General features: G+C 62.1%; 18 protein-coding genes. 8 read left to right on the top strand and 10 right to left on the bottom strand.

The window, feature by feature from the left end; genetic code table 11:
• Nucleotides 1-129: 129 nt before the first annotated feature.
• The 5 genes from KCG88_RS28355 to fabB all read left to right on the top strand — a co-directional run bounded on the left by KCG88_RS28355 (nt 130) and on the right by fabB (nt 7,081).
• A complete protein-coding gene (locus KCG88_RS28355; RefSeq protein ID WP_210713600.1) occupies nt 130-2,256 on the top strand; it encodes a TonB-dependent receptor in 2,127 nt (708 codons plus the stop codon).
• A 1-nt stretch (nt 2,257) separates the two neighbouring features.
• Nucleotides 2,258-3,187: an ABC transporter substrate-binding protein gene (locus tag KCG88_RS28350; protein WP_047336075.1), complete on the top strand. Its 930-nt coding sequence runs from the start codon at nt 2,258-2,260 to the stop codon at nt 3,185-3,187.
• Nucleotides 3,184-5,085, top strand: a complete 1,902-nt coding sequence (locus tag KCG88_RS28345) for an ATP-binding protein (RefSeq protein ID WP_015634677.1) — start codon at nt 3,184-3,186, stop codon at nt 5,083-5,085. The genes KCG88_RS28350 and KCG88_RS28345 overlap by 4 nt, the downstream gene beginning before the upstream one ends.
• A 248-nt stretch (nt 5,086-5,333) precedes the next feature.
• Nucleotides 5,334-5,849: a 3-hydroxyacyl-[acyl-carrier-protein] dehydratase FabA gene (gene fabA / locus KCG88_RS28340; RefSeq protein WP_011060067.1), complete on the top strand. Its 516-nt coding sequence runs from the start codon at nt 5,334-5,336 to the stop codon at nt 5,847-5,849.
• 11 nt (nt 5,850-5,860) lie between these two features.
• The gene (fabB, locus tag KCG88_RS28335) at nt 5,861-7,081 is read left to right on the top strand and encodes a beta-ketoacyl-ACP synthase I (RefSeq protein WP_210713599.1); all 1,221 of its coding nucleotides are present in this window, start codon (nt 5,861-5,863) and stop codon (nt 7,079-7,081) included.
• 67 nt (nt 7,082-7,148) lie between these two features.
• On the opposite strand, the gene KCG88_RS28330 is transcribed toward fabB, so the two are convergent.
• The 3 genes from KCG88_RS28330 to KCG88_RS28320 all read right to left on the bottom strand — a co-directional run bounded on the left by KCG88_RS28330 (nt 7,149) and on the right by KCG88_RS28320 (nt 10,425).
• Complete coding sequence (locus KCG88_RS28330) at nt 7,149-8,774, bottom strand: methyl-accepting chemotaxis protein (protein WP_047284642.1); 1,626 nt, start codon at nt 8,772-8,774, stop codon at nt 7,149-7,151.
• A 139-nt stretch (nt 8,775-8,913) separates the two neighbouring features.
• Nucleotides 8,914-9,378: a DUF3859 domain-containing protein gene (locus tag KCG88_RS28325; protein ID WP_015634675.1), complete on the bottom strand. Its 465-nt coding sequence runs from the start codon at nt 9,376-9,378 to the stop codon at nt 8,914-8,916.
• A 72-nt stretch (nt 9,379-9,450) separates the two neighbouring features.
• The gene (locus KCG88_RS28320; protein ID WP_210713598.1) at nt 9,451-10,425 is read right to left on the bottom strand and encodes an amidohydrolase family protein; all 975 of its coding nucleotides are present in this window, start codon (nt 10,423-10,425) and stop codon (nt 9,451-9,453) included.
• A 191-nt stretch (nt 10,426-10,616) separates the two neighbouring features.
• On the opposite strand from KCG88_RS28320, the gene KCG88_RS28315 reads away from it, so the two are divergent.
• Both KCG88_RS28315 and KCG88_RS28310 read left to right on the top strand, forming a co-directional pair.
• On the top strand, nt 10,617-11,033 hold the full coding sequence (locus tag KCG88_RS28315) for an OsmC family protein (protein ID WP_011060062.1): 417 nt from the start codon (nt 10,617-10,619) through the stop codon (nt 11,031-11,033).
• Between the two features lie 62 nt (nt 11,034-11,095).
• Nucleotides 11,096-11,968 carry a pirin family protein gene (locus tag KCG88_RS28310; RefSeq protein WP_047336073.1) on the top strand — a complete coding sequence of 291 codons (873 nt, stop codon included), beginning with the start codon at nt 11,096-11,098 and terminating at the stop codon, nt 11,966-11,968.
• Nucleotides 11,969-12,071: 103 nt separating this feature from the next.
• Here the strand turns inward: KCG88_RS28310 and KCG88_RS28305 are convergent, their stop codons facing one another.
• The 4 genes from KCG88_RS28305 to KCG88_RS28290 all read right to left on the bottom strand — a co-directional run bounded on the left by KCG88_RS28305 (nt 12,072) and on the right by KCG88_RS28290 (nt 15,792).
• Nucleotides 12,072-12,800 carry a dienelactone hydrolase family protein gene (locus tag KCG88_RS28305; protein WP_015634672.1) on the bottom strand — a complete coding sequence of 243 codons (729 nt, stop codon included), beginning with the start codon at nt 12,798-12,800 and terminating at the stop codon, nt 12,072-12,074.
• Nucleotides 12,801-12,871: 71 nt separating this feature from the next.
• Nucleotides 12,872-14,776 carry a molecular chaperone HtpG gene (gene htpG / locus KCG88_RS28300; protein ID WP_011060059.1) on the bottom strand — a complete coding sequence of 635 codons (1,905 nt, stop codon included), beginning with the start codon at nt 14,774-14,776 and terminating at the stop codon, nt 12,872-12,874.
• Nucleotides 14,777-14,866: 90 nt separating this feature from the next.
• A complete protein-coding gene (locus tag KCG88_RS28295; RefSeq protein WP_015634670.1) occupies nt 14,867-15,319 on the bottom strand; it encodes a PaaI family thioesterase in 453 nt (150 codons plus the stop codon).
• On the bottom strand, nt 15,316-15,792 hold the full coding sequence (locus KCG88_RS28290; RefSeq protein WP_047284633.1) for a PaaI family thioesterase: 477 nt from the start codon (nt 15,790-15,792) through the stop codon (nt 15,316-15,318). The genes KCG88_RS28295 and KCG88_RS28290 overlap by 4 nt, the downstream gene beginning before the upstream one ends.
• A 158-nt stretch (nt 15,793-15,950) precedes the next feature.
• On the opposite strand from KCG88_RS28290, the gene KCG88_RS28285 reads away from it, so the two are divergent.
• On the top strand, nt 15,951-16,202 hold the full coding sequence (locus KCG88_RS28285) for a hypothetical protein (protein ID WP_011060058.1): 252 nt from the start codon (nt 15,951-15,953) through the stop codon (nt 16,200-16,202).
• A gap of 117 nt (nt 16,203-16,319) precedes the next feature.
• Here the strand turns inward: KCG88_RS28285 and KCG88_RS28280 are convergent, their stop codons facing one another.
• From KCG88_RS28280 to brnQ, 3 genes are all read right to left on the bottom strand, one after another.
• Nucleotides 16,320-16,793 carry a hypothetical protein gene (locus KCG88_RS28280; protein WP_210713597.1) on the bottom strand — a complete coding sequence of 158 codons (474 nt, stop codon included), beginning with the start codon at nt 16,791-16,793 and terminating at the stop codon, nt 16,320-16,322.
• A gap of 43 nt (nt 16,794-16,836) precedes the next feature.
• A complete protein-coding gene (locus tag KCG88_RS28275) occupies nt 16,837-17,574 on the bottom strand; it encodes a DUF599 family protein (protein WP_011060056.1) in 738 nt (245 codons plus the stop codon).
• 176 nt (nt 17,575-17,750) lie between these two features.
• A complete protein-coding gene (gene brnQ / locus KCG88_RS28270) occupies nt 17,751-19,064 on the bottom strand; it encodes a branched-chain amino acid transport system II carrier protein (protein ID WP_047284631.1) in 1,314 nt (437 codons plus the stop codon).
• Nucleotides 19,065-19,153 lie beyond the last annotated feature (89 nt).

The following is a 19,153-nucleotide window of genomic DNA, read 5'->3' as shown; positions in this document are numbered from 1 at the left end:
CCCCAGGGGCCATTCAGGCAACCTGTCGGGAACACGTGGAGTCATTCGGGGAATGTCGGGCTTATCGACTGGAAAACTCGACTTTCTCGGTTAACATGCGCGCCTTCCATCAAGATTCAAGGCTGTGTCGTGTCCGCTGGCCCCTCACCTCTTCGTCTATCGCTGCTGCTGGGCATGCTGTTCGGCCACTCGGTGCTGGCCGACGATCTGTTCCTGGACGGCACCGCCCTGCCCGAAGTCCTCACCGCCACCCGCCTGAAACAGTCCCCTGCCGCGGTTCCCGGCAGCATGACGGTGCTCGACAACGAGCTGATCAAGGCCAGCGGCGCCCGGGACATCAGCGAACTGCTGCGCCTGGTGCCGGGGATGATGGTCGGCGCCATCAGCGGCAACCAGGCCACGGTCAACTACCACGGCACCAACGCCAGCGAAGCCCGGCGCATGCAAGTGCTGATCGACGGGCGTTCGGTGTATCGCGCCGGCCTGGCGACAGTGGACTGGAGCGATATCCCGGTGGCCATGGAAGACATCGAGCGCATCGAGGTGTTTCGCGGCCCCAATACCGTCAGCTACGGCGCCAATGCGCTGATGGCAGTGGTCAACATCATCACCCGCGCCCCGGCCAACAGCCATGGCACGCGGGTCAAGCTGACCCGGGGCCAGCGCGGCATCAGCGACTGGTATGCCAGCCAGGGTACCGGCTGGGAAACCGGCGACCTGCGCCTGTCGCTGTCGGGGCAGGAAGATGATGGCTTCGACAAGAATCGCCTGGGGGCCGACTACCGCGACAGCAAGCGCTTGAACCGCTTCAGTCTCTCCGTGAGCCAGATGCTCAATGAACAGCAAAGCATCGACTGGCAGTTGAATGCCAAGGAAGGCACCAACCAGCGGCCCTATACCTATCTGCCGGTGTTCCACGGGGTAACCCAGCAAGGCAACAACTCCGATGTGGTGGCCAAGGATTACGCCGGGTCACTGCGCTGGAACCTGGAGCTCAATCCACAGCACAGCCTTTATATCCAGGGCTCGGCCCAGCACTGGGACCGCCAGCAGACCTGGCGTGCCTGCGACGCGGCAATTTCCTTCAGCCCCGAGCTGACACGCCTGTGGCAACTCAACCCGAACTACGCCGAGCGCCTGGCGCGCCACATGCCCGATTATTTAAGCGCGGCGCCCAGTGGAACCCCGACGGAACAGGCATTGGCCAACCAGGTCATCGACCAATGGAAAACCGGCGGCGGCAAGAATACCGTCTGCGGCAACATCGACCAGAGCTCTCGGGAAACCCGCTACGACCTGGAGTTGCAGGACACCCTGAGCCTCGGCGACAACCTGCGGCTGGTCAGCGGCATGAACTATCGTTACGACCGGGCCGACTCCGAAACCTACTTCAACGGCACCCTCGACGACACCACCTGGCGCCTGTTCGGCCAGCTGGAATGGCGGGCCAGCGAACATTGGCTGATCCAGGGCGGGGCTATGTACGAAGACACCCAGCTGACCGGCAACTCCCTGACCCCGAGGATCGCGGTCAACTACCTGATCAACCCGCGCCACGGCTTGCGGGCGGTGTATTCGGAAGCCATCCGCTCCCCGGACATGTTCGAGAACAACGTCAACTGGAGCTACCGGGTCACCGGCCTGAGCACCCCGGTCTACGGCCAGAACAGCGCCCAGTACTTCGTCAAGACCCGTGGCCCCGGCGACCTCGACCAGGAGCACATGCGTTCCCGGGAACTGGGCTACAACGGTTACTTCGTCGACCAGGCGCTGAACCTCGACATCAAGCTGTTCTATGACGAAATCACCGGGATGATCAGCGAGCCGCTGCGCAACAACCAGTACATCGCCAGCAACAGCAACGCCTCGCGCTTCGCCGGTACCGAGAGCCAGCTGGACTGGCAACTGAGCCGCGCCGACCGCCTGCGCCTGACCTACGCCTACGTCCATGCCCAGGCCAGCAACCGCCTGGACCAGCGCCTGACCGCCAGCAACAGCGGCTCCGCCGGCTGGCTGCGCAATTGGGGCCAGGGCTGGTCCAGCGCGCTCTTCTACTATGGCGACAGCGCCCTCAACGGCTACCGTTTCGAACGGGTCGACACCCGCATCGCCAAGCGCCTGGCCCTGGGCAGCAAGACCAGCCTGGAACTGGCCGGCACCCTGCAGCAACGGCTCGACCACCAGCCCACCACCTTCGCCGACAATCTCTACGACTCGCGCCACGTGGTCTACTTCAGCGCGGAGCTCGAGTTCTGACATGGGCCACCGTCGGCCCTGGCAGGCCCTGCGCATACATCGTCGCCTGTGCCTGTGCCTGCTGGTACTGGGCATGCTGCTGGGCAGCCCGTTGTGGGCGGCCGATGTGCTGCTCACCGCCAGCGACGACAACAGCAGCGTGCGCACTTTCACCGAAGAACTCGCCGCCCAGCGCCCCCGTGACCAGGTGCGCTTCGTCCCCCTGGCCCAACTGCCGCCGCCGGGCCAACTGCCCGGCAGCACGCGCCTGATCCTGCTGGACCCGCAAAGCCTCGACTGGCGCCTGCAAGATCCCTTGGGCCCGCCAACCCTGGTCATGCGCATCAGCCGCCTGCAGGCCCAACAGCGCCTGGCGCAAAGCCCTCATCCACGGTTGAGCCTGTTGTGGAGCGACCCGCCCCTGGAGCGCCAGTTGCGCCTGATCCGCAGTGTTGTGCCCCAGGTGCGCCGGGTGGGGGTGCTGTACAGCGCCGACAGCCGGTTCCTGCTCAAGGAACTGCACCTGGCCGCGCAAACCCTGGACATGGAGATCATCGCCGAACCCTGGGACAGCACCAGCGACAGCCGCCCGCTGCAGAACCTGCTGCGCAACAGCGAAGTGCTGCTGGGCCTGGATGATCCGAAGCTATACAACCCGAAAACCGTGAAGAACCTGCTACTGAGCAGCTACGCCCGGCAACAGGCACTGATCGGCCCCAATGCCGGCTTCGTCCGGGCCGGCAGCCTGGCCAGCACCTACAGCGACCAGCAGGACTGGCTGCAGACCCTGGACAGCCTGCTCGACCAACCGCCGGCCCGCTGGCCCCGCGCGCTATACCCGACGGCTTTCAAAGTACTGAGCAACCCACAGGTGGCACGCTCGCTGGGCATCGAGGAAATCGACCCGCAGGCCGTTGCGCGCCAGTTGAGTGAAGGAGAGAAGCACCCATGACATTGCGTCGCCGATGGGATATCCAGACCCGCACTCAGCTCATCAGCCTGGGCCCGGCCCTGCTCCTGACCCTGCTGCTGATCAGCTTCTTTACCTTCGTGCGTATCCAGGACTTGCGCCAGGAGCTCAACCACACCGGGCAACTGATCGCCAATCAACTGGCGCCAGCCACCGAGTACGGGGTGATCTCCGGCAACAACGAGGGCCTGGAGAGCCTGCTGCAGGCAACCCTGGCCACACCTCATGTGCACTTCCTGGAAGTGCAGGACAGCGCCAACAACATCCTGGTGTACGTGGAACAGCCCTCGGCCAGCCACAACCACGCGCAGCAGATCAAGGTATTCCAGGCCCCGGTACGCCTGCAGCGCATCCAGGTGCACAACGACTTTCTGCAAAACGACCCGGCCAGCGTGGCCGCCCAGGGCGATGGCTACCTGGGCCGGGTGATCGTCGGCATGTCCAACGACGCCTTCAGCCAGCGCCAGCAGGAAATCCTCCTCAAGGCCGCCATCCTCGCGCTGTTCGCCCTGCTCTTCACCTTTCTCCTGGCCCGGCGCCTGGCGGCCGGCCTGGCACAGCCGATCCGCGCCATGGGCGATGCGGTGAAGGCCATCCAGGAAGGGGATTTCAAGACCCCGCTGCCGATCGTCGACGATGGCGAGCTGGGCAACCTGGCCCGGCACATCAACAACCTCGCCGCCGGCCTGGAACTGGCCAGCCGCGAGCAGCACCAGGCCATGTCCCAGTTGATCCAGACCCGGGAAGAGGCGGAACGGGCGAACAAGGCCAAGTCGGATTTCCTGGCGATGATGAGCCACGAGCTGCGCACACCGATGAACGGTGTGCTGGGCATGCTGCAACTGCTGGAAACCACCCAGATGACCCAGGAACAGAGCGAGTACGCGGCGCTGGCGTCGGAATCCACCGAACACCTGCTGAAGGTGATCAACGACATCCTCGACTTCTCCCGCATCGAACGCTCGGCCCTGGAACTGGAGCACATCCCGTTCAACCTTGCCGAACTGATCACCAGCTCGGCCCAGGCCTTCCAGCACAGCGCCCTGCAACGCGGCCTGGACTTGCAACTGCGGCTGCCGCCGGGCATGGAGTCGCTGCAGGTCAAGGGCGACCCGACGCGAATCCGGCAGATCCTGGTCAACCTGATCGGCAACGCTCTGAAATTCACCGAACAGGGCAGCATCACCATCGAGCCCCAGTGGCAGGCCCTGGATCACGAACTGCTGTGGTTCACCTGCGCAGTGCGCGACAGCGGTATCGGCATCAGCCCGGCCAGCCTGGAGCTGATGTTCGACGCCTTCCAGCAGGCCGACAGTTCGATTTCCCGTCGCTATGGCGGCACTGGCCTGGGCCTGCCCATCGCCCGCACCCTGGCCGAGCGCATGGGTGGCACCCTGCGGGCCCAGAGCGAGGAAGGCCGAGGCTCGGTGTTCACCCTGGAAATCCCCCTGGCGCTGTTCCAGCAGAGCCTGCCGGTACTGGCCCCGCGGGTGAGCAGCAATCAGCACTCCGGTGAAGGCCGCAACGTGCTGCTGGTGGAAGACAACCCGGTGAACCAGACCGTGATCCAGGCCATGCTGCGCAGCCTGGGGTTCACCGTGAGCATCGTCACCGATGGCGCCCAGGCGGTTCGCAGTGCCGAAAGCCTGATCTTCGAGGCGATTCTGATGGATTGCCGACTGCCGCTGGTCGACGGCTATGAAGCCACCCGGCAGATCCGCCAACTGCCCGGCTGTGCCGATTTACCGATCATCGCCCTGACCGCCAACGCCTTGCAGGGCGACCGTGAGGCCTGCCTTGCAGCGGGCATGAATGACTACCTGGCCAAGCCTTTCAAGCGCGCGGATCTGCAGCAAATTCTCCAACGTTGGGTGCAATAACCGGCTATTTTCCAACAGCTACGACTGGCGTCATGGGCGAAAGTGCGGCAGTCTTAGGCACCCGACGGGGCCCTGAAAAGCCCCTCAAAAAAAATTTCAGTGCACAAGTGTACATTCATGCCCTTTGTGCTGTGACTTTCACTACAACGCAATAGTCTATGAGTAGGCTGCCGGCTCGAGGCATGAACGCTTCGATCGGCCGGGAAGATTTGCCCAACCCTGCCGCACGGGACTATTGAGGAGCTCGCATGACCAAACAAAACGCCTTTACTCGGGAAGACCTGCTGCGCTGCAGTCGCGGTGAGCTGTTCGGCCCAGGTAACGCGCAACTGCCCGCCCCCAACATGCTGATGGTGGATCGCATCACCCATATCAGCGAAGAGGGTGGCAAGTACGGTAAAGGTGAGTTGGTCGCTGAGCTGGATATCACTCCAGACCTGTGGTTCTTCGCTTGCCACTTCGAAGGCGACCCGGTGATGCCAGGTTGCCTGGGCCTGGATGCCATGTGGCAACTGGTGGGTTTCTTCCTCGGCTGGCAGGGCTTGCCGGGCCGCGGTCGCGCCCTGGGTTCGGGGGAAGTGAAATTCTTCGGCCAGGTCCTGCCGACCGCCAAGAAAGTTACCTATAACATTCACATCAAGCGCGTGCTCAAGGGCAAGCTGAACATGGCCATCGCCGATGGTTCGGTCAGCGTTGACGGCCGCGAAATCTATACCGCCGAGGGCCTCCGGGTCGGCGTGTTTACTTCAACTGACAACTTCTAAGGGTTATCCGCATGCGCCGCGTCGTTATCACAGGTCTTGGCATTGTTTCGTGCCTGGGCAATGACAAAGAGACCGTCTCCGCTAACCTGCGTGCAAGTCGCCCTGGCATCCGCTTCAACCCGGAATATGCCGAAATGGGTCTGCGTAGCCAGGTTTCCGGCTCCATTGACCTGAACCTCGAAGAGCTGATCGACCGCAAGATCTATCGCTTCGTCGGCCACGCGGCGGCTTACGCCTACCTGGCCATGAAAGACGCCATCGCCGACTCCGGCCTGAGCGAAGAACAAGTGTCCAACCCGCGCACCGGCCTGATCGCCGGCTCCGGCGGCGCCTCGACCCTGAACCAGATGGAAGCGCTGGACATCCTGCGCGAGAAAGGCGTCAAGCGCGTTGGCCCATACCGCGTTACGCGGACCATGAGCAGCACCGTTTCCGCCTGCCTGGCCACCCCGTTCAAGATCAAGGGCCTGAACTACTCCATCGCTTCTGCCTGCGCCACCAGTGCTCACTGCATCGGTACCGCCATGGAACAGATCCAGATGGGCAAGCAGGACATCGTCTTCGCCGGTGGCGGTGAAGAAGAGCATTGGACCCAGTCGTTCCTGTTCGACGCCATGGGTGCCCTGTCCACCCAGTACAACGAAACCCCGGAAAAGGCCTCCCGCGCCTACGACGCCAAGCGTGACGGTTTCGTCATCGCCGGCGGTGGCGGCATGGTAGTGGTCGAGGAGCTGGAACACGCTCAGGCCCGTGGTGCCAAGATCTACGCGGAAATCGTCGGCTACGGCGCCACTTCCGATGGCTACGACATGGTGGCTCCAAGCGGCGAAGGTGCAATCCGCTGCATGGAAATGGCCATGTCCACCGTCGACACCCCTATCGACTACCTGAACACCCACGGCACCTCAACCCCGGTCGGCGACGTCGCGGAAATGAAGGGCGTGCGTGAAGTGTTCGGCGACAAGGCCCCGGCCATCAGCTCCACCAAGAGCCTGTCGGGTCACTCCCTGGGCGCTGCCGGCGTTCATGAAGCGATCTACTGCATGCTGATGATGGAAGGCAACTTCATGGCCGGTTCGGCCAACATCGACGAGCTGGATCCGGAAGTGGCCGATATGCCGATCCTGACCAAGACCCGCGAAGACGCCACCATCAACACCGTGATGAGCAACAGCTTCGGCTTCGGTGGCACCAACGCCACCCTGGTCCTGAAGCGCTGGCAGGGCAAGTAAGCCCCGCCGCTTCGCCGAATGAAAAAGCCCCGACCGGTTCGGGGCTTTTTTTCGCCCGCCAGAAGGCTCAGACCGAGAAACGCGCCACCATGCTGTTCAGGTCCACCGCCAGGCGCGACAACTCCTGGCTGGCCGCACTGGTCTGATTGGCCCCGGCGGAGGTCTGCAAGGCCAGGTCGCGGATGTTCATCAGGTTGCGGTCCACCTCCCGCGCCACTGCCGCCTGCTGCTCCGAGGCGCTGGCAATGACGATGTTGCGCTCATTGATCTGGGTGAAGGCCGATGCGATTTCCTCCAGCGCCTGTCCTGCCGCCTTGGCCACCTCCAGGGTCGAATGGGCGCGGCTGTTGCTCTGCTGCATGGAACTGACGGCCTGGTCGGTACCCTTCTGGATACCGCCGATCATCTGCTCGATTTCCTGGGTCGACTGCTGGGTCCGATGAGCCAGGGCCCGGACTTCATCGGCCACCACTGCAAACCCGCGTCCCGCATCACCAGCCCGTGCCGCCTCGATGGCCGCGTTCAACGCCAGCAGGTTGGTCTGCTCGGCAATGGAACGGATCACCTCCAGCACCTTGCTGATGCCATAGACCTTCTGCGCCAGATCCTCCACCTGGCTGGCATTGGCCGTCACGTCCTGAGCCAGCGACTCGATCGAGAGCACCGTCTGGTGCACCTGCTCGCGCCCGTGCTGGGCGATGCGGTCGGACTCCCGCGAGGCTTCGGACGTGGCCACTGCGTTACTGGCCACCTCCTCCACCGCTGCGGTCATCTGGTTTACCGCCGTGGCCGCCTGTTCGATCTCCAGGCTCTGCTGATGCAGGCCACGGGTCGCATCCTCGGTGACACAACTGAGTTCTTCCGAGGCCGAGGCCAGCTGGCTGGATGAATCGGAGATGCGCCGGATGGTTTCCCGCAGGCTGTGCTGCATGGCCTTGAGCGCGTGCAGCAGGCGCGCCGGCTCGTCCCTGCCGGTCACCGTGATAGTGCCGGTCAGATCGCCGCCGGCCACCACTTCAGCCACATTCAACGACTGCGCCAGAGGCAGGACGATGCTACGGGTCAACAACAGGGCCAGGCCGATGGTCACCAGCGCCGACAGGGCGATCATGCCGATCACCCATACCCGCGACTTGCTGAACACCGCCTGGGCCAGATCGGTGGCATGGGTCGCGCTTTGCTTGTTCAACTCCACCAGCTCGTGCAGGGTCGCGGCCATCTCATCGGCCAGCTGGTTCATTTCGCCATTGACCACCTTGACCGCTTCCTCCAGCTGGTTCTGGCTGGAGAGCTGCATGACCCGCTCCTGGCGTTGCAGATACTGCTTCTCGATAGTCTTGAAGCGGTCGAACAGGACCCGCTCCTGAGGCAGGAGGATCAAGGATTCGTAGCGGCTCTGGGCAACCCCCAGGACACTCTTGATCTCGTTGATCTTGTTTTCGTTCTGGGTGATTGCCTGCGGGTCGCGATTAATCAACAGCCGCAGGGTCAGGGCGCGAATGCGCAGCAGGTCCTGGTTCATTTCCCCTACGGACATCACGCTGGGCAGCCAATTGCTTTCCACTTCATCGGACTGCTGGCGCATATTGCCCATCTGCATCAAGGCGAATGCCCCCAGGGCAAACACCATCAGCGCCAGCAAGCCGAAACCCAGGCTCGCCCGTAGCGCAATGTTCAGACTTCTAAGACTCATTCCTCTGGCTCCTTCCTAGAGCGCTGCAAGAACTTGCAGCAGGGTGCTCTTAGACGGTATCGGGCCATTGGAAAATTGCGTAAGACAAAAACGTGATATCAAAACGCCCTAGCACTCCAATACTTGGGCGTAAAACGATTCAGCGCACAGAAAATCGCTGTTCTGCCAACAATCGGTCGCCCTGGAAGACCATGAAACGCCACTCGCCCGGGACCACTTCATGGCTTTCGGTGAACTCGTAGGCCATTACATCCTGGGGAGCGTTGGGCACCAGTTTCTGAGTGATTTCGAACTTGTCATGGCGTACCCCGTCCGGCGTACGGATGCCCGGCGTCAGGTAAAGAAGAGTCAGGGGCTGATCTTCGGCCACCTTGCCCAGCAACTGGTAACGCATGCCGAACTTGGTCCCCAGCCTGGCGGGCACCACGGACGTCTGCTGGATCTTCTCGTTGCTGCGGCGCAGTACCCGCTCCCCCGATTGCAGCTCGGCCTTGGGCCCTTCGAACACGCCGTATTCCACCGGCCCTTCGACACGGACTTCGGCGCTGGCCAGGCCACTGAAGATCATCAGCGCCGCCAGTGCGCTTAAACGAGTGAGGTGCATATCGCGCTCCTTGATTGAGATGGCGCGAGCTTATGAAGCAGGCATGACAGGCTGATGACAGTCTGGCGCCTGCTAGGGACGATGGTTGGCGGGAAGGATGGCGAGGAAATTGTCATGGGCCACCTTGCGTGCCACCGCCTGCGGCAAGGCGTCAAGAAAGCCATCGAACCCCCGCAGCTCGCTCCCCAGTTTGTTGAAGCGCCCAACCACGTCCGAGCCCAGCATGAAGCGCTCCGGGAAGCGCTCCACCAGCTGCAGCCAGGCCGGGTCAGGGTTGCCCTGCTTATCCAGCAAATAGGGCGTGAGCAGGCTCCAGGACAGGTCGATGTACAGGTTGGGGTAGCTCTCCAGCAGCCGCGCCAGGGTCGGCAGCAAGAACTCCAGCCGGGTCTGGTGACGATGGATCTCGGCACTGGTGCCGGCATGGGCCCAGATAAAACGTGTATGGGGGTGATTGCGCAGCGGCTCTTCGATTTCCGCCAGGTACAACGGATTGCGCTCGCGCTTGGAGGTGATATTGGCGTGCAGCATGACCGGCAGGTCGTTCTCGGCCGCCAGGTGATAGACCTTGGTCATCGCCTCGTTATTGGCCCGCGGCGTGTCGCCGGCGGTCAGCGCGGTGAGATCGTCGTGCCGGGTGAAGACCTCGCCGATGCCCTGCCACAGCCCCGGGTCGAGATCGAGCATGCGCTGGATATGCGCCGCGGAATTCTTGTCGTTGGGGTTGAACCCCGAAAGGAACGGATGAAAGCGCCGGCGCTGCTCGGCCGGCAGCTTTTTCACCGCGGCGGCCACCAGCACATCGGTGGCGCTGTACCAGTAGGCCGCAGCATCGTCCCCGGCGTAATAGCGCGGGCGTTTGGGCTCATCCTCGTGCCATTTCTTGGCCACCGGAATCCCGGCAATCATCACCTGCTCGATGCGGTTGTCGTCCATGGCCTTGAGCAAGGCTTCCATGCCCTCGGTTTCCTGGAAGAAGTCCACGTAATGCAGGTGCGCGTCGCTGTACACATAGTCACGCGCCTGGGCCACCACCAGCGGCAGCATGAGCAGCGCCCACAAACAGCTTGCTTGAACGGGGTTCCAGTGCACCGGGCCGCCTCCCATGGATCGAAGCAGAATAGACCGCGACCCCGAGCCGCAGGTTCAGAAAAAGGGGAACGCCCGCGCTTCAATATGCTCTATAACTTCAGCACCCTTATAGCCTGATCCTTATTCATCACTGCCTGAGGTTTGCCATGACCATCACCGTCAATACCGAGTCCAGCGAAGGTTTCCGCCACAGCATCCAGGTCGACGATCATCAGTTGTTCACCGACCTGCCCAAGTCCGCTGGTGGCGAAGGCACCGCCCCCGAGCCCCATGACTACTTCGATGCCGCCCTGGGCGCCTGCAAGGCCCTGACCCTCAAGCTCTACGCGCAGAAGAAGAACATCCCGCTGACCGGGGTCACGGTGGAGATCAAGCACGACAACAGCGAAGAGCAGAAAGGCAAGTACGCCCTGCATGTGAAACTGACCCTCAAGGGCGTGCTCACCGATGCCCAGCGTGATGAGCTGCACCGGGTGGCCGACCGTTGCCCGATCCACAAGCTGATGACCACCAGCGAAGTCAGCATCGAAACCCACCTCTCCGAAGGCGCCTTCAGCCAGTAGCGGCAAGGCGGGCACAAGCGGGTTATGCTCCCGGGCATAACCCGATCAGCCTGGAATCCGCCATGAACTCTCCCCTCGTGATCCGTCCCCGTGCCGAGGACGTTGAAGGCCAACCCATCCTGCGCCCCCTGCCTTCGGCCCAGTGCCGCAGTGTCGGGCCTTTCGTGTTCTTCGACCACATGCTGGAAACCCGCTACCCGCCGGGCAAGGGCATGAATATCCGCCAGCATCCGCATATCGGCCTGTCCACCCTGACCTACCTGTTCGACGGGCAGATCCAGCACAAGGACAGCCTGGGCTCCGACCAGATCGTGGGCGCCGGGGACGTCAGCTGGATGACCGCCGGCAGCGCCATCGCCCATGTCGAGCGCACGCCAGCGCCCTTGCAGGCCCAGGGGTTTGCCATGCACGGCCTGCAGGTCTGGCTGGCCTCGCCCAAAGAACAGGAGCAGGGCCCGGGGCACTACAGCCATCACCCGGCCAGCAGCCTGCCAGTGAGCGACAATCTGGGGGTAAGCATTCGGATGATTGCCGGCAGCGGTTTCTGCCTGCAGTCGCCGGTGCCGGTGCTCTCCCCCACCCTGTATGCCGAGCTGCGGCTGCAGACCGCCACCAGCCTGCTGATTCCCACCGAGCATCAACAGCGCGCGCTGTATGTCCTGGACGGCGAGGCACAACTGGACGGCGAGCCATTGCCCGTGCACTCGCTGGTGGTATTGCCAGAGGGGGAGAACGCCACGCTGTTCGCCGAGAGCGATTGCCACGCGGTGCTGATCGGCGGCGCCGCCCTGGACGGCCCGCGGCGGATCAACTGGAACTTCGTCGCCAGCGATCCACTGTTGATCGATCAAGCTCGCAAACGCTGGGCCGCCGGGGACTGGCCGCAAGTGCCGGGAGAAAGCGAGCGCATCGAATTGCCGCCCTCCCGCCACTGATCGGTAGGGGCCGGTTTGCCGGCGAACAGGCCCGTGAGTCTGGCGTTGCTCTCACTGACGCCTTCGCTGGCAAGCCAGCTCCTACGGGATCAGGGTCGGTGGGTCAGCCGCTAAAGACTTCGTCCAACAGGTAATGCATGGTGGCGAAGGCACGGGCCGAGGTCTTGGCGTCGTACATCATCTTGCCCGGCAGGTTGGCGTGGGTGTCGGTGAAGGAATGCACCGCGCCACCGTAGCTGACCAGTTGCCAGTCCACTCCCGCGGCGTCCATTTCCGCTTCGAAGGCCGGCAGTTGCTCCTTGGCCACGAACGGGTCCGCCGCGCCGTGCAGCACCAGTACCGAGCCCTTGATATTGTTGGCATCGGCAGGGTTGGGGGTGTCCAGGGTGCCGTGGAACGACACCGCCGCCTTCACTGGCGCGCCACTGCGGGCCAGTTCCAGGGCGCAGCAGCCGCCAAAGCAGAAGCCGAAGGTGGCCAGCCTGGAGGTGTCCACTGCTGCTTCACCCTGGCTCTGCAAGGCCGCAAAGGCCGCCTGCATGCGCTTGCGCAATAGAGCGCGATCATCCTTGAGCGGCATCATCGCCGCACCGGCCTGGCTCGCATCGCCGGGGCGCAGCGACTGGCCATACAGATCGGCGATCAGCACCACATAACCCTTGGCCGCCACCGCCTCGGCGATCTTCTCCGCTCCGGCGCTGACACCCATCCAGTTCGGCGCCATCAGCAACCCCGGGCGCGCAGCTTTATGGGCGGCATCGAAGGCCAGGCGGCCTTCATAGGGCTGGCCATCGATCTGATAGACCACGGAACGCACTGTGATTTGACTCATGACTCATCTTCTCCAGTAGGGGGACACCAGAATGAAAAAACCCGCCGAAGCGGGTTTTTCTTGCAACGTGGTTAAACCGACAGCTCCACCAGCAGCTTGTTCAGCCGGCGCACATAGGCCGCCGGATCCTTCAAGCTGTCACCGGCCGCCAGGGCCGCCTGATCGAAGAGAATGTGCGACAGGTCGCCAAAGCGCTCTTCGCTCTGCTCGCCATCGAGTTTCTCGATCAGCGGGTGAGTCGGGTTGAACTCGAAGATCGGCTTGGAATCCGGAACCTTCTGCCCGCTGGCTTCAAGGATCTGACGCATTTGCAGCCCCAGGTCCTGCTCGCCAATGGCCAGGATCGCCGGCGAGTCGGTCAGGCGGTGGGAAACCCGCACTTCGCTGACGCTCTCGCCCAGGGCGGTCTTGATCCGCTCAACCAGGCCTTCCTTGGTCTTGGCGACTTCCTCGGCAGCCTTCTTGTCCTCTTCGGAGTCGAGGTTGCCCAGGTCCAGGTCACCGCGCGCCACGTCGACAAAGCTCTTGCCGTCGAACTCGTTGAGGTAGCTCATCAGCCACTCGTCGATACGGTCGGTGAGCAGCAGCACTTCGATGCCTTTCTTGCGGAAGACTTCCAGGTGCGGGCTGTTCTTCACCTGGGCGTAGGATTCGCCGGTGAGGAAGTAGATCTTGTCCTGGCCTTCCTTGGCGCGAGCCAGGTAGTCGGCCAAGGAGACATTCTGCTCGCCATCGTCGCCCTGGGTAGAGGCGAAGCGCAACAGGCCGGCGATCTTCTCCTTGTTGGCGAAGTCTTCGGCCGGGCCTTCCTTCATCACCTGGCCGAAGTTCTTCCAGAAGCCCTTGTATTGCTCGGGCTCGTTCTTCGCCAGTTTCTCCAGCATGTCGAGGACACGCTTGGTCAACGCCGACTTCATCGAGTCGATGATCGGGTCTTTCTGCAGGATTTCCCGCGAGACGTTCAGCGACAGGTCGTTGGAATCCACCACGCCCTTGATGAAGCGCAGGTACAGCGGCAGGAACGACTCGGCCTGGTCCATGACGAACACGCGCTGCACGTAGAGCTTGAGGCCCTTGGGCGCTTCACGCTGGTACAGGTCGAACGGCGCGCGAGCCGGGACGTAGAGCAGCGAGCTGTACTCCAGCTTGCCTTCGACCTTGTTGTGGCTCCAGCTCAGCGGGTTTTCGAAGTCATGGGCGATGTGCTTGTAGAACTCCTGGTATTCCTCGTCCTTGATCTCGGTACGCGGACGGGTCCACAGGGCACTGGCGCGGTTGACGGTTTCCCACTCCAGCGCAGGTTTCTCTTCGCCTTCAGCGGCAGCGGCTTCTTTGGGCAGCTCGATCGGCAGCGCGATGTGGTCGGAATACTTCTTGATGATGTTGCGCAGGCGCCAGCCATCGGCGAACTCGTCTTCACCGGATTTCAGGTGCAGGACGATGCGGGTACCGCGCTCGGCCTTGTCGATGGTCGCAACTTCAAACTCGCCCTCGCCCTTGGAAGACCAGTGCACGCCTTCGCTGGCAGGCAGGCCGGCACGGCGGCTGAACACTTCAACCTGGTCGGCCACGATAAAGGCGGAGTAGAAGCCGACACCGAACTGACCGATCAGGTGCGAATCCTTCTTCTGGTCGCCAGTGAGGTTCTTCATGAAATCGGCGGTGCCGGATTTGGCGATGGTCCCCAGGTGGGTGATCACATCTTCTCGGCTCATGCCGATACCGTTGTCTTCGAGGGTGACGGTTTTCGCGTCCTTGTCGAAGCTCACACGGATTTTCAGTTCGGCGCCACCTTCCAGCAACTCGGGCTTGGACAGGGCTTCGAAGCGCAATTTGTCGACGGCGTCAGAGGCGTTCGAGATCAATTCGCGAAGGAAGATTTCCTTGTTGGAATACAGCGAATGGATCATGAGGTGCAGCAGTTGCTTTACCTCGGTCTGGAAGCCCAGGGTTTCCTTTTGAGTTTCCACACTCATGGTCATCAAACTCCAATCAGATGGCATTGGCCGCGCTCCGGGAGCGGAGAGCGGCGGGATGACATGAAAGTGGGGGTCGCTCGCTGGATTTCAAGGGCCGGTGCTCTCTTCGATCTTGAAATGTGCGCGAGCGGTGGCAATCGACTCCTCGGCAGTGCTCTGCCAGGCGGTGATGGCGACATTGGCCACCCTCCTGCCCTGCCGGCACACCTGGCAGCGGGCAAAGGTGTCGCGAAACTGCCCGGCGCGCAGGTAGTCGAGGGAAAAGTCGATGATTTTCGGCACCCCGGGCGAGCCGGTGAGAATCAGCAAATGCAAGGCGGCCGCCAGTTCCATGAAACCGGCGATCACTCCACCGTGCAGGGCTGGAAGCAGAGGGTTGCCGATATTGTCCTTGTTGGCCGGCAGGCGAAACAGCAGTTCATCTCCCAGTTGCGTGCACTCGATGCCAATCAGCTTCGCGTAGGGGATCTGCTCCAGCAACGCGGTGTAATCGCCCTGCTGGCGAGCCTGCTCCAGGAGTGCTCGAAGGTCCGTGCTCATGCCCGCTCCCCCTTGATCGAGCTGGCAAGCCCGCGGCTGCCCTTGAGCCCCCGGCCCATGCGCATGAACGTGCCGACTACATGAGCCACGGGGCGCTCGGGATCATCCTGATAGGCAAAGCCGCGGGTAAAGATCACATCGGTGGTGACCCGGTAACACTGGGCAAAGCCGTGCACGTCATGATGAGGGACCGCCGGATGCATATAGTCTATGCGCAGGTCCAGGGTCGGACACACCTCGAACTCCGGCAGCACGCAAAGCGTGGCCATGCCACAGGCGCTGTCCATCAGCGTGGTCAAGGCACCGCCGTGAATGATCCCGGTTTGCGGGTCGCCGACAATCTGCGGACTGTAGGGCAAGGTCAGGGTCAGGCCCTCTTCAGAGGCGCTATGTACCCGGATGCCCAGCACCTGGCAGTGGCGCAAGGCGGAAAGAAAGCGCGCCGCACGCTCAGTAATAGGGTTTTGCGCCATGGGATTTATCTCTTTTTATTGTCGGGAATGTGCGTTGAATGAAGCAGGCAAAAGTTCCATGAAATGAGGACTTAATATATCTGTGAGTCTCAAGGAACTTAAATCACAAGGCCATGATCGAAAGGCCAGTAGATATCTTCACTAAGGAGAAACACCCCATGCGTAAGACTTTAGCTATTGCCCTGATGCTGACCGCCTCCCTCGGTCTGGCCGCCTGCGACAAAAAATCCGAGGACAAAGCTCAAGATGCCAATCAACATGCTGAGCAAGCCCAACAGAAAATGAACGAAGCTCAGGATAAAGTGAACGACGCGGCAAAAGAAAACGCCGAAGCAGCCAAAGATCAGGCTGAATCCAACAAGGCCGCTGCTGAAGAAAGCGCCAAGGAAGCAGCTCCTAAAACCAACTAAGTCGGTTTTAGCGCAACAAAGAACAAAGCCCGCCAAGTGCGGGCTTTTTCCTGCTCGTAAAACAGTCGCTCAATACAACAGTGCTTAGTTGCCGGGCAAGCAACTAAGCGTTGAAGATCAGCCGCCTGCCCCCAGGAACAATTCGTCCTGGCGGGGCTCTGCCTGCAACGGTTGCCCTGGCGCCGATTCATTGCCTGAGGGCTCCAGTGCATAGTGCAAGGGGCTGGAAATGGGCAGCAACCTGATGGGAAAGTCATAGTGGGCGGTAAACGGCGCCAGCCATTGGCGGGTCTGGTAATCCGCTGCCGCGATACTCATGAAACAAGGGTGCGGGATGTCCTGCGGCGAACGCCCGGCCAGCAGCATGACCCATTCCCAGTCAGTTGCCGCTTCGACCTTGAAGCTCCCGTCATCGGCCGTCAGGAACTGTGCACCACACAAGGCGCCCTTGGCCCCGGCGATCGGCATGCCGCTCAATGCATCTACCACCCTGCCCTGGGCTTCGCCATTCAGATACAGGGTTTGCGCCCTGCAGCCCGATAACAGGAAGACCCCCAGGCACAGGTACTTCAGGGCACGCGAACTGCTCATTGGCCAACTCCTTTCAACCGTTCAATCGATCAGCCATCACCGCTCAGGCTGCATCTTTGGGGCTATCGACCACAGGTTGTTCTGTCGGTGTATAGACCATGACCTCAAGTACATCGGAGTGGAACTCCCGCCGATACAGGACAAACACCACACCCGCGCTCATCAGCATGAATAACCAGGGGCTGACGAACCAGGCCAGCATGGTCATGCCGAAGTAATAGGAACGCAATCCGAAGTTGAACTGGTTGGCCGCCATGGAAATTACCCGCGCCGCTCGCGATGCAAAAGCCTTGCGCTCCTGCTCGGAAACATGACGCTCGCCAATCATTGGCGCCGACCCCACCAGCACTGCGGCAAAGTTGTACTGGCGCATGCACCAGCTGAAGGTAAAGAAGGCATAGACGAACACCAGTGCCAGGCACAGCAGCTTGATTTCCGACATGCCCTGGGACGCCTGCTGGACCATGGGGATGTCCGCCAACAGCGACACTGCACGCTCCGAGGCGCCCAGCACGGTGAGGATGCCCGCCAGGATGATCAAGGTGCTGGATGCGAAGAACGAGGCATTGCGCTCCAGGTTACCGATCACGCTGGCATCGGCGATGCGGTTGTCCCGCAGCAGCATGCGGCGCATCCAGTCCTCGCGATACAGGTGCAGGACACTGGCCAGGCACGCGGTGTCCCTGCCCTTCCAACTGGCGTAGCGGGTATAGCCACCCCAGCAGACGACGAACCATAGGGCGGCCAGTAAATGGATCAGGTTGGCTTGAACGAACGACATGCAAATTCCTGTAAGGCGTTGGCAGAGGACAAAAGCAAAGGGCACAGCTTCGACGCCCCGCAGGGGAAAAAGACACCGCGGTGCGGCCATAAAAAATGCCCCGCATCCATCGATGCGGGGCATTTTTTTAGCAGGCTCGGGGCCGCTTGTGGCGGCCCTGGGCCAGCAACTTCAGGTCAGGCCAGGGCTTCGCTGCGCTTGCCCAGCAGGCGATCGCAGATCACTGCCACCACCAGCACGATCACCGACGGCACCAGCCACGCCAGGCCCTGCTCGCTCAGCGGCAAGTGCGACAGCTGGGTTGGCATCCAGCCGGCCAGGCCCGCGCCCTTGAGGGCATCGATCAGGCCGAAGACGAAGGACACCAGCATCACCGGGCCGACGATACGGCGCTGATCCTGCCAGAAGTCCTTGCAGAAGCTCAGGGCCACCAGGGCGATGCACGGCGGGTAAATCGCGGTCAGCACAGGGATCGAAAATGCGATCAGCTTGGTCAGGCCCAGGTTCGATACCAGCAGCGAGAACGCCGCGAGGATCACCACCAGCGTCTTGTAGGACAGCGGCAGGACACGGCTGAAGTACTCGGCGCAGGCGCAGGTCAGGCCCACGGCGGTTACCAGGCAGGCCAGGGAAATCAGTACCGCGAGGAAGCCGCTGCCCAGGGAACCGAAGGTGTGCTGCACATAGGCGTGCAATACCGCGGCGCCGTTGCTGGCACCGGCGGCCACTTCATGGCTGCCCGAGCCCAGGCGGAACAGGCTGACGTAGACCAGCGCCAGGCCGACCCCGGCGATCAGGCCGGCGATCACGGCATAACGAGTAATGAGCCGAGGCGACTCGACCCCGCGGGAACGGATGGCATTGACGATGACGATGCCGAACACCAGCGCGCCCAGGGTATCCATGGTCAGGTAACCATTGATGAAGCCCTGGGAGAACGGCGCTGCAACGTACTCGGGAGTAGCGGTGCCGATGTCGCCGGCAGGCAAGGCAAAGGCCGCGATGCCCAGTACAGCCAGGGCGATGATCTTCAGCGGCGCCAGGAAGCGTCCGACGGTGTCCAGCAGGCGACCCGGGTACAGGGAGATGAAGAACACCAGCAGGAAGTACGCCGAACTGTAGAGGAACAGCGCCAGCGGGCTTTCGCCGGTCAGCGGCGCCAGGCCCACTTCAAAGGACACGGTAGCGGTACGTGGCGTGGCGAAAAGCGGGCCTACCGCCAGGTAGCAGACCGCTGCCAGCAAGCCACCGGCCAGCTTGCCGATAGGCGTGCTCAGCGCGTCCATGGCACCGCCGACCTTGGCCAGGGCAACCACGGTGATCACCGGCAGACCGACCGCGGTGATCAGGAAGCCCAGCGCCGCCATCCAGACATTGGGTCCGGACTGCAGGCCGACGATGGGCGGGAAAATGATGTTGCCGGCCCCGACGAACAGGGCAAAAGTCATAAAGCCGAGTGCCAGGATGTCCTGACCTTTCAACACTTTCATTAAGGAAATACCACACTACTGAATCGGAATTTAGAGAGGGATTTCCCTTATGGGTGAGGGAAATGCTGTCAGTCCGTATAAGACTGACC

This window comes from Pseudomonas sp. MWU349 (genome assembly GCF_017947325.1).
GTDB classification, from domain to species: Bacteria; Pseudomonadota; Gammaproteobacteria; order Pseudomonadales; family Pseudomonadaceae; genus Aquipseudomonas; species Aquipseudomonas protegens.
This window is presented reverse-complemented; position numbering and strand designations above follow the sequence as displayed.

Bases quoted from the DNA above. Each gene is read 5' to 3' on its own strand.
- KCG88_RS28350 (WP_047336075.1), top strand. From the start codon at position 2,258: ATGGGCCACCGTCGGCCCTGGCAGGCCCTGCGCATACATCGTCGCCTG.
- KCG88_RS28345 (WP_015634677.1), top strand. From the start codon at position 3,184: ATGACATTGCGTCGCCGATGGGATATCCAGACCCGCACTCAGCTCATC.
- fabA (WP_011060067.1), top strand. From the start codon at position 5,334: ATGACCAAACAAAACGCCTTTACTCGGGAAGACCTGCTGCGCTGCAGT.
- fabB (WP_210713599.1), top strand. From the start codon at position 5,861: ATGCGCCGCGTCGTTATCACAGGTCTTGGCATTGTTTCGTGCCTGGGC.
- KCG88_RS28330 (WP_047284642.1), bottom strand. From the start codon at position 8,774: ATGAGTCTTAGAAGTCTGAACATTGCGCTACGGGCGAGCCTGGGTTTC.
- KCG88_RS28325 (WP_015634675.1), bottom strand. From the start codon at position 9,378: ATGCACCTCACTCGTTTAAGCGCACTGGCGGCGCTGATGATCTTCAGT.
- KCG88_RS28320 (WP_210713598.1), bottom strand. From the start codon at position 10,425: ATGCTGCCGCTGGTGGTGGCCCAGGCGCGTGACTATGTGTACAGCGAC.
- KCG88_RS28315 (WP_011060062.1), top strand. From the start codon at position 10,617: ATGACCATCACCGTCAATACCGAGTCCAGCGAAGGTTTCCGCCACAGC.
- KCG88_RS28310 (WP_047336073.1), top strand. From the start codon at position 11,096: ATGAACTCTCCCCTCGTGATCCGTCCCCGTGCCGAGGACGTTGAAGGC.
- KCG88_RS28305 (WP_015634672.1), bottom strand. From the start codon at position 12,800: ATGAGTCAAATCACAGTGCGTTCCGTGGTCTATCAGATCGATGGCCAG.
- htpG (WP_011060059.1), bottom strand. From the start codon at position 14,776: ATGAGTGTGGAAACTCAAAAGGAAACCCTGGGCTTCCAGACCGAGGTA.
- KCG88_RS28295 (WP_015634670.1), bottom strand. From the start codon at position 15,319: ATGAGCACGGACCTTCGAGCACTCCTGGAGCAGGCTCGCCAGCAGGGC.
- KCG88_RS28290 (WP_047284633.1), bottom strand. From the start codon at position 15,792: ATGGCGCAAAACCCTATTACTGAGCGTGCGGCGCGCTTTCTTTCCGCC.
- KCG88_RS28285 (WP_011060058.1), top strand. From the start codon at position 15,951: ATGCGTAAGACTTTAGCTATTGCCCTGATGCTGACCGCCTCCCTCGGT.
- KCG88_RS28280 (WP_210713597.1), bottom strand. From the start codon at position 16,793: ATGAGCAGTTCGCGTGCCCTGAAGTACCTGTGCCTGGGGGTCTTCCTG.
- KCG88_RS28275 (WP_011060056.1), bottom strand. From the start codon at position 17,574: ATGTCGTTCGTTCAAGCCAACCTGATCCATTTACTGGCCGCCCTATGG.
- brnQ (WP_047284631.1), bottom strand. From the start codon at position 19,064: ATGAAAGTGTTGAAAGGTCAGGACATCCTGGCACTCGGCTTTATGACT.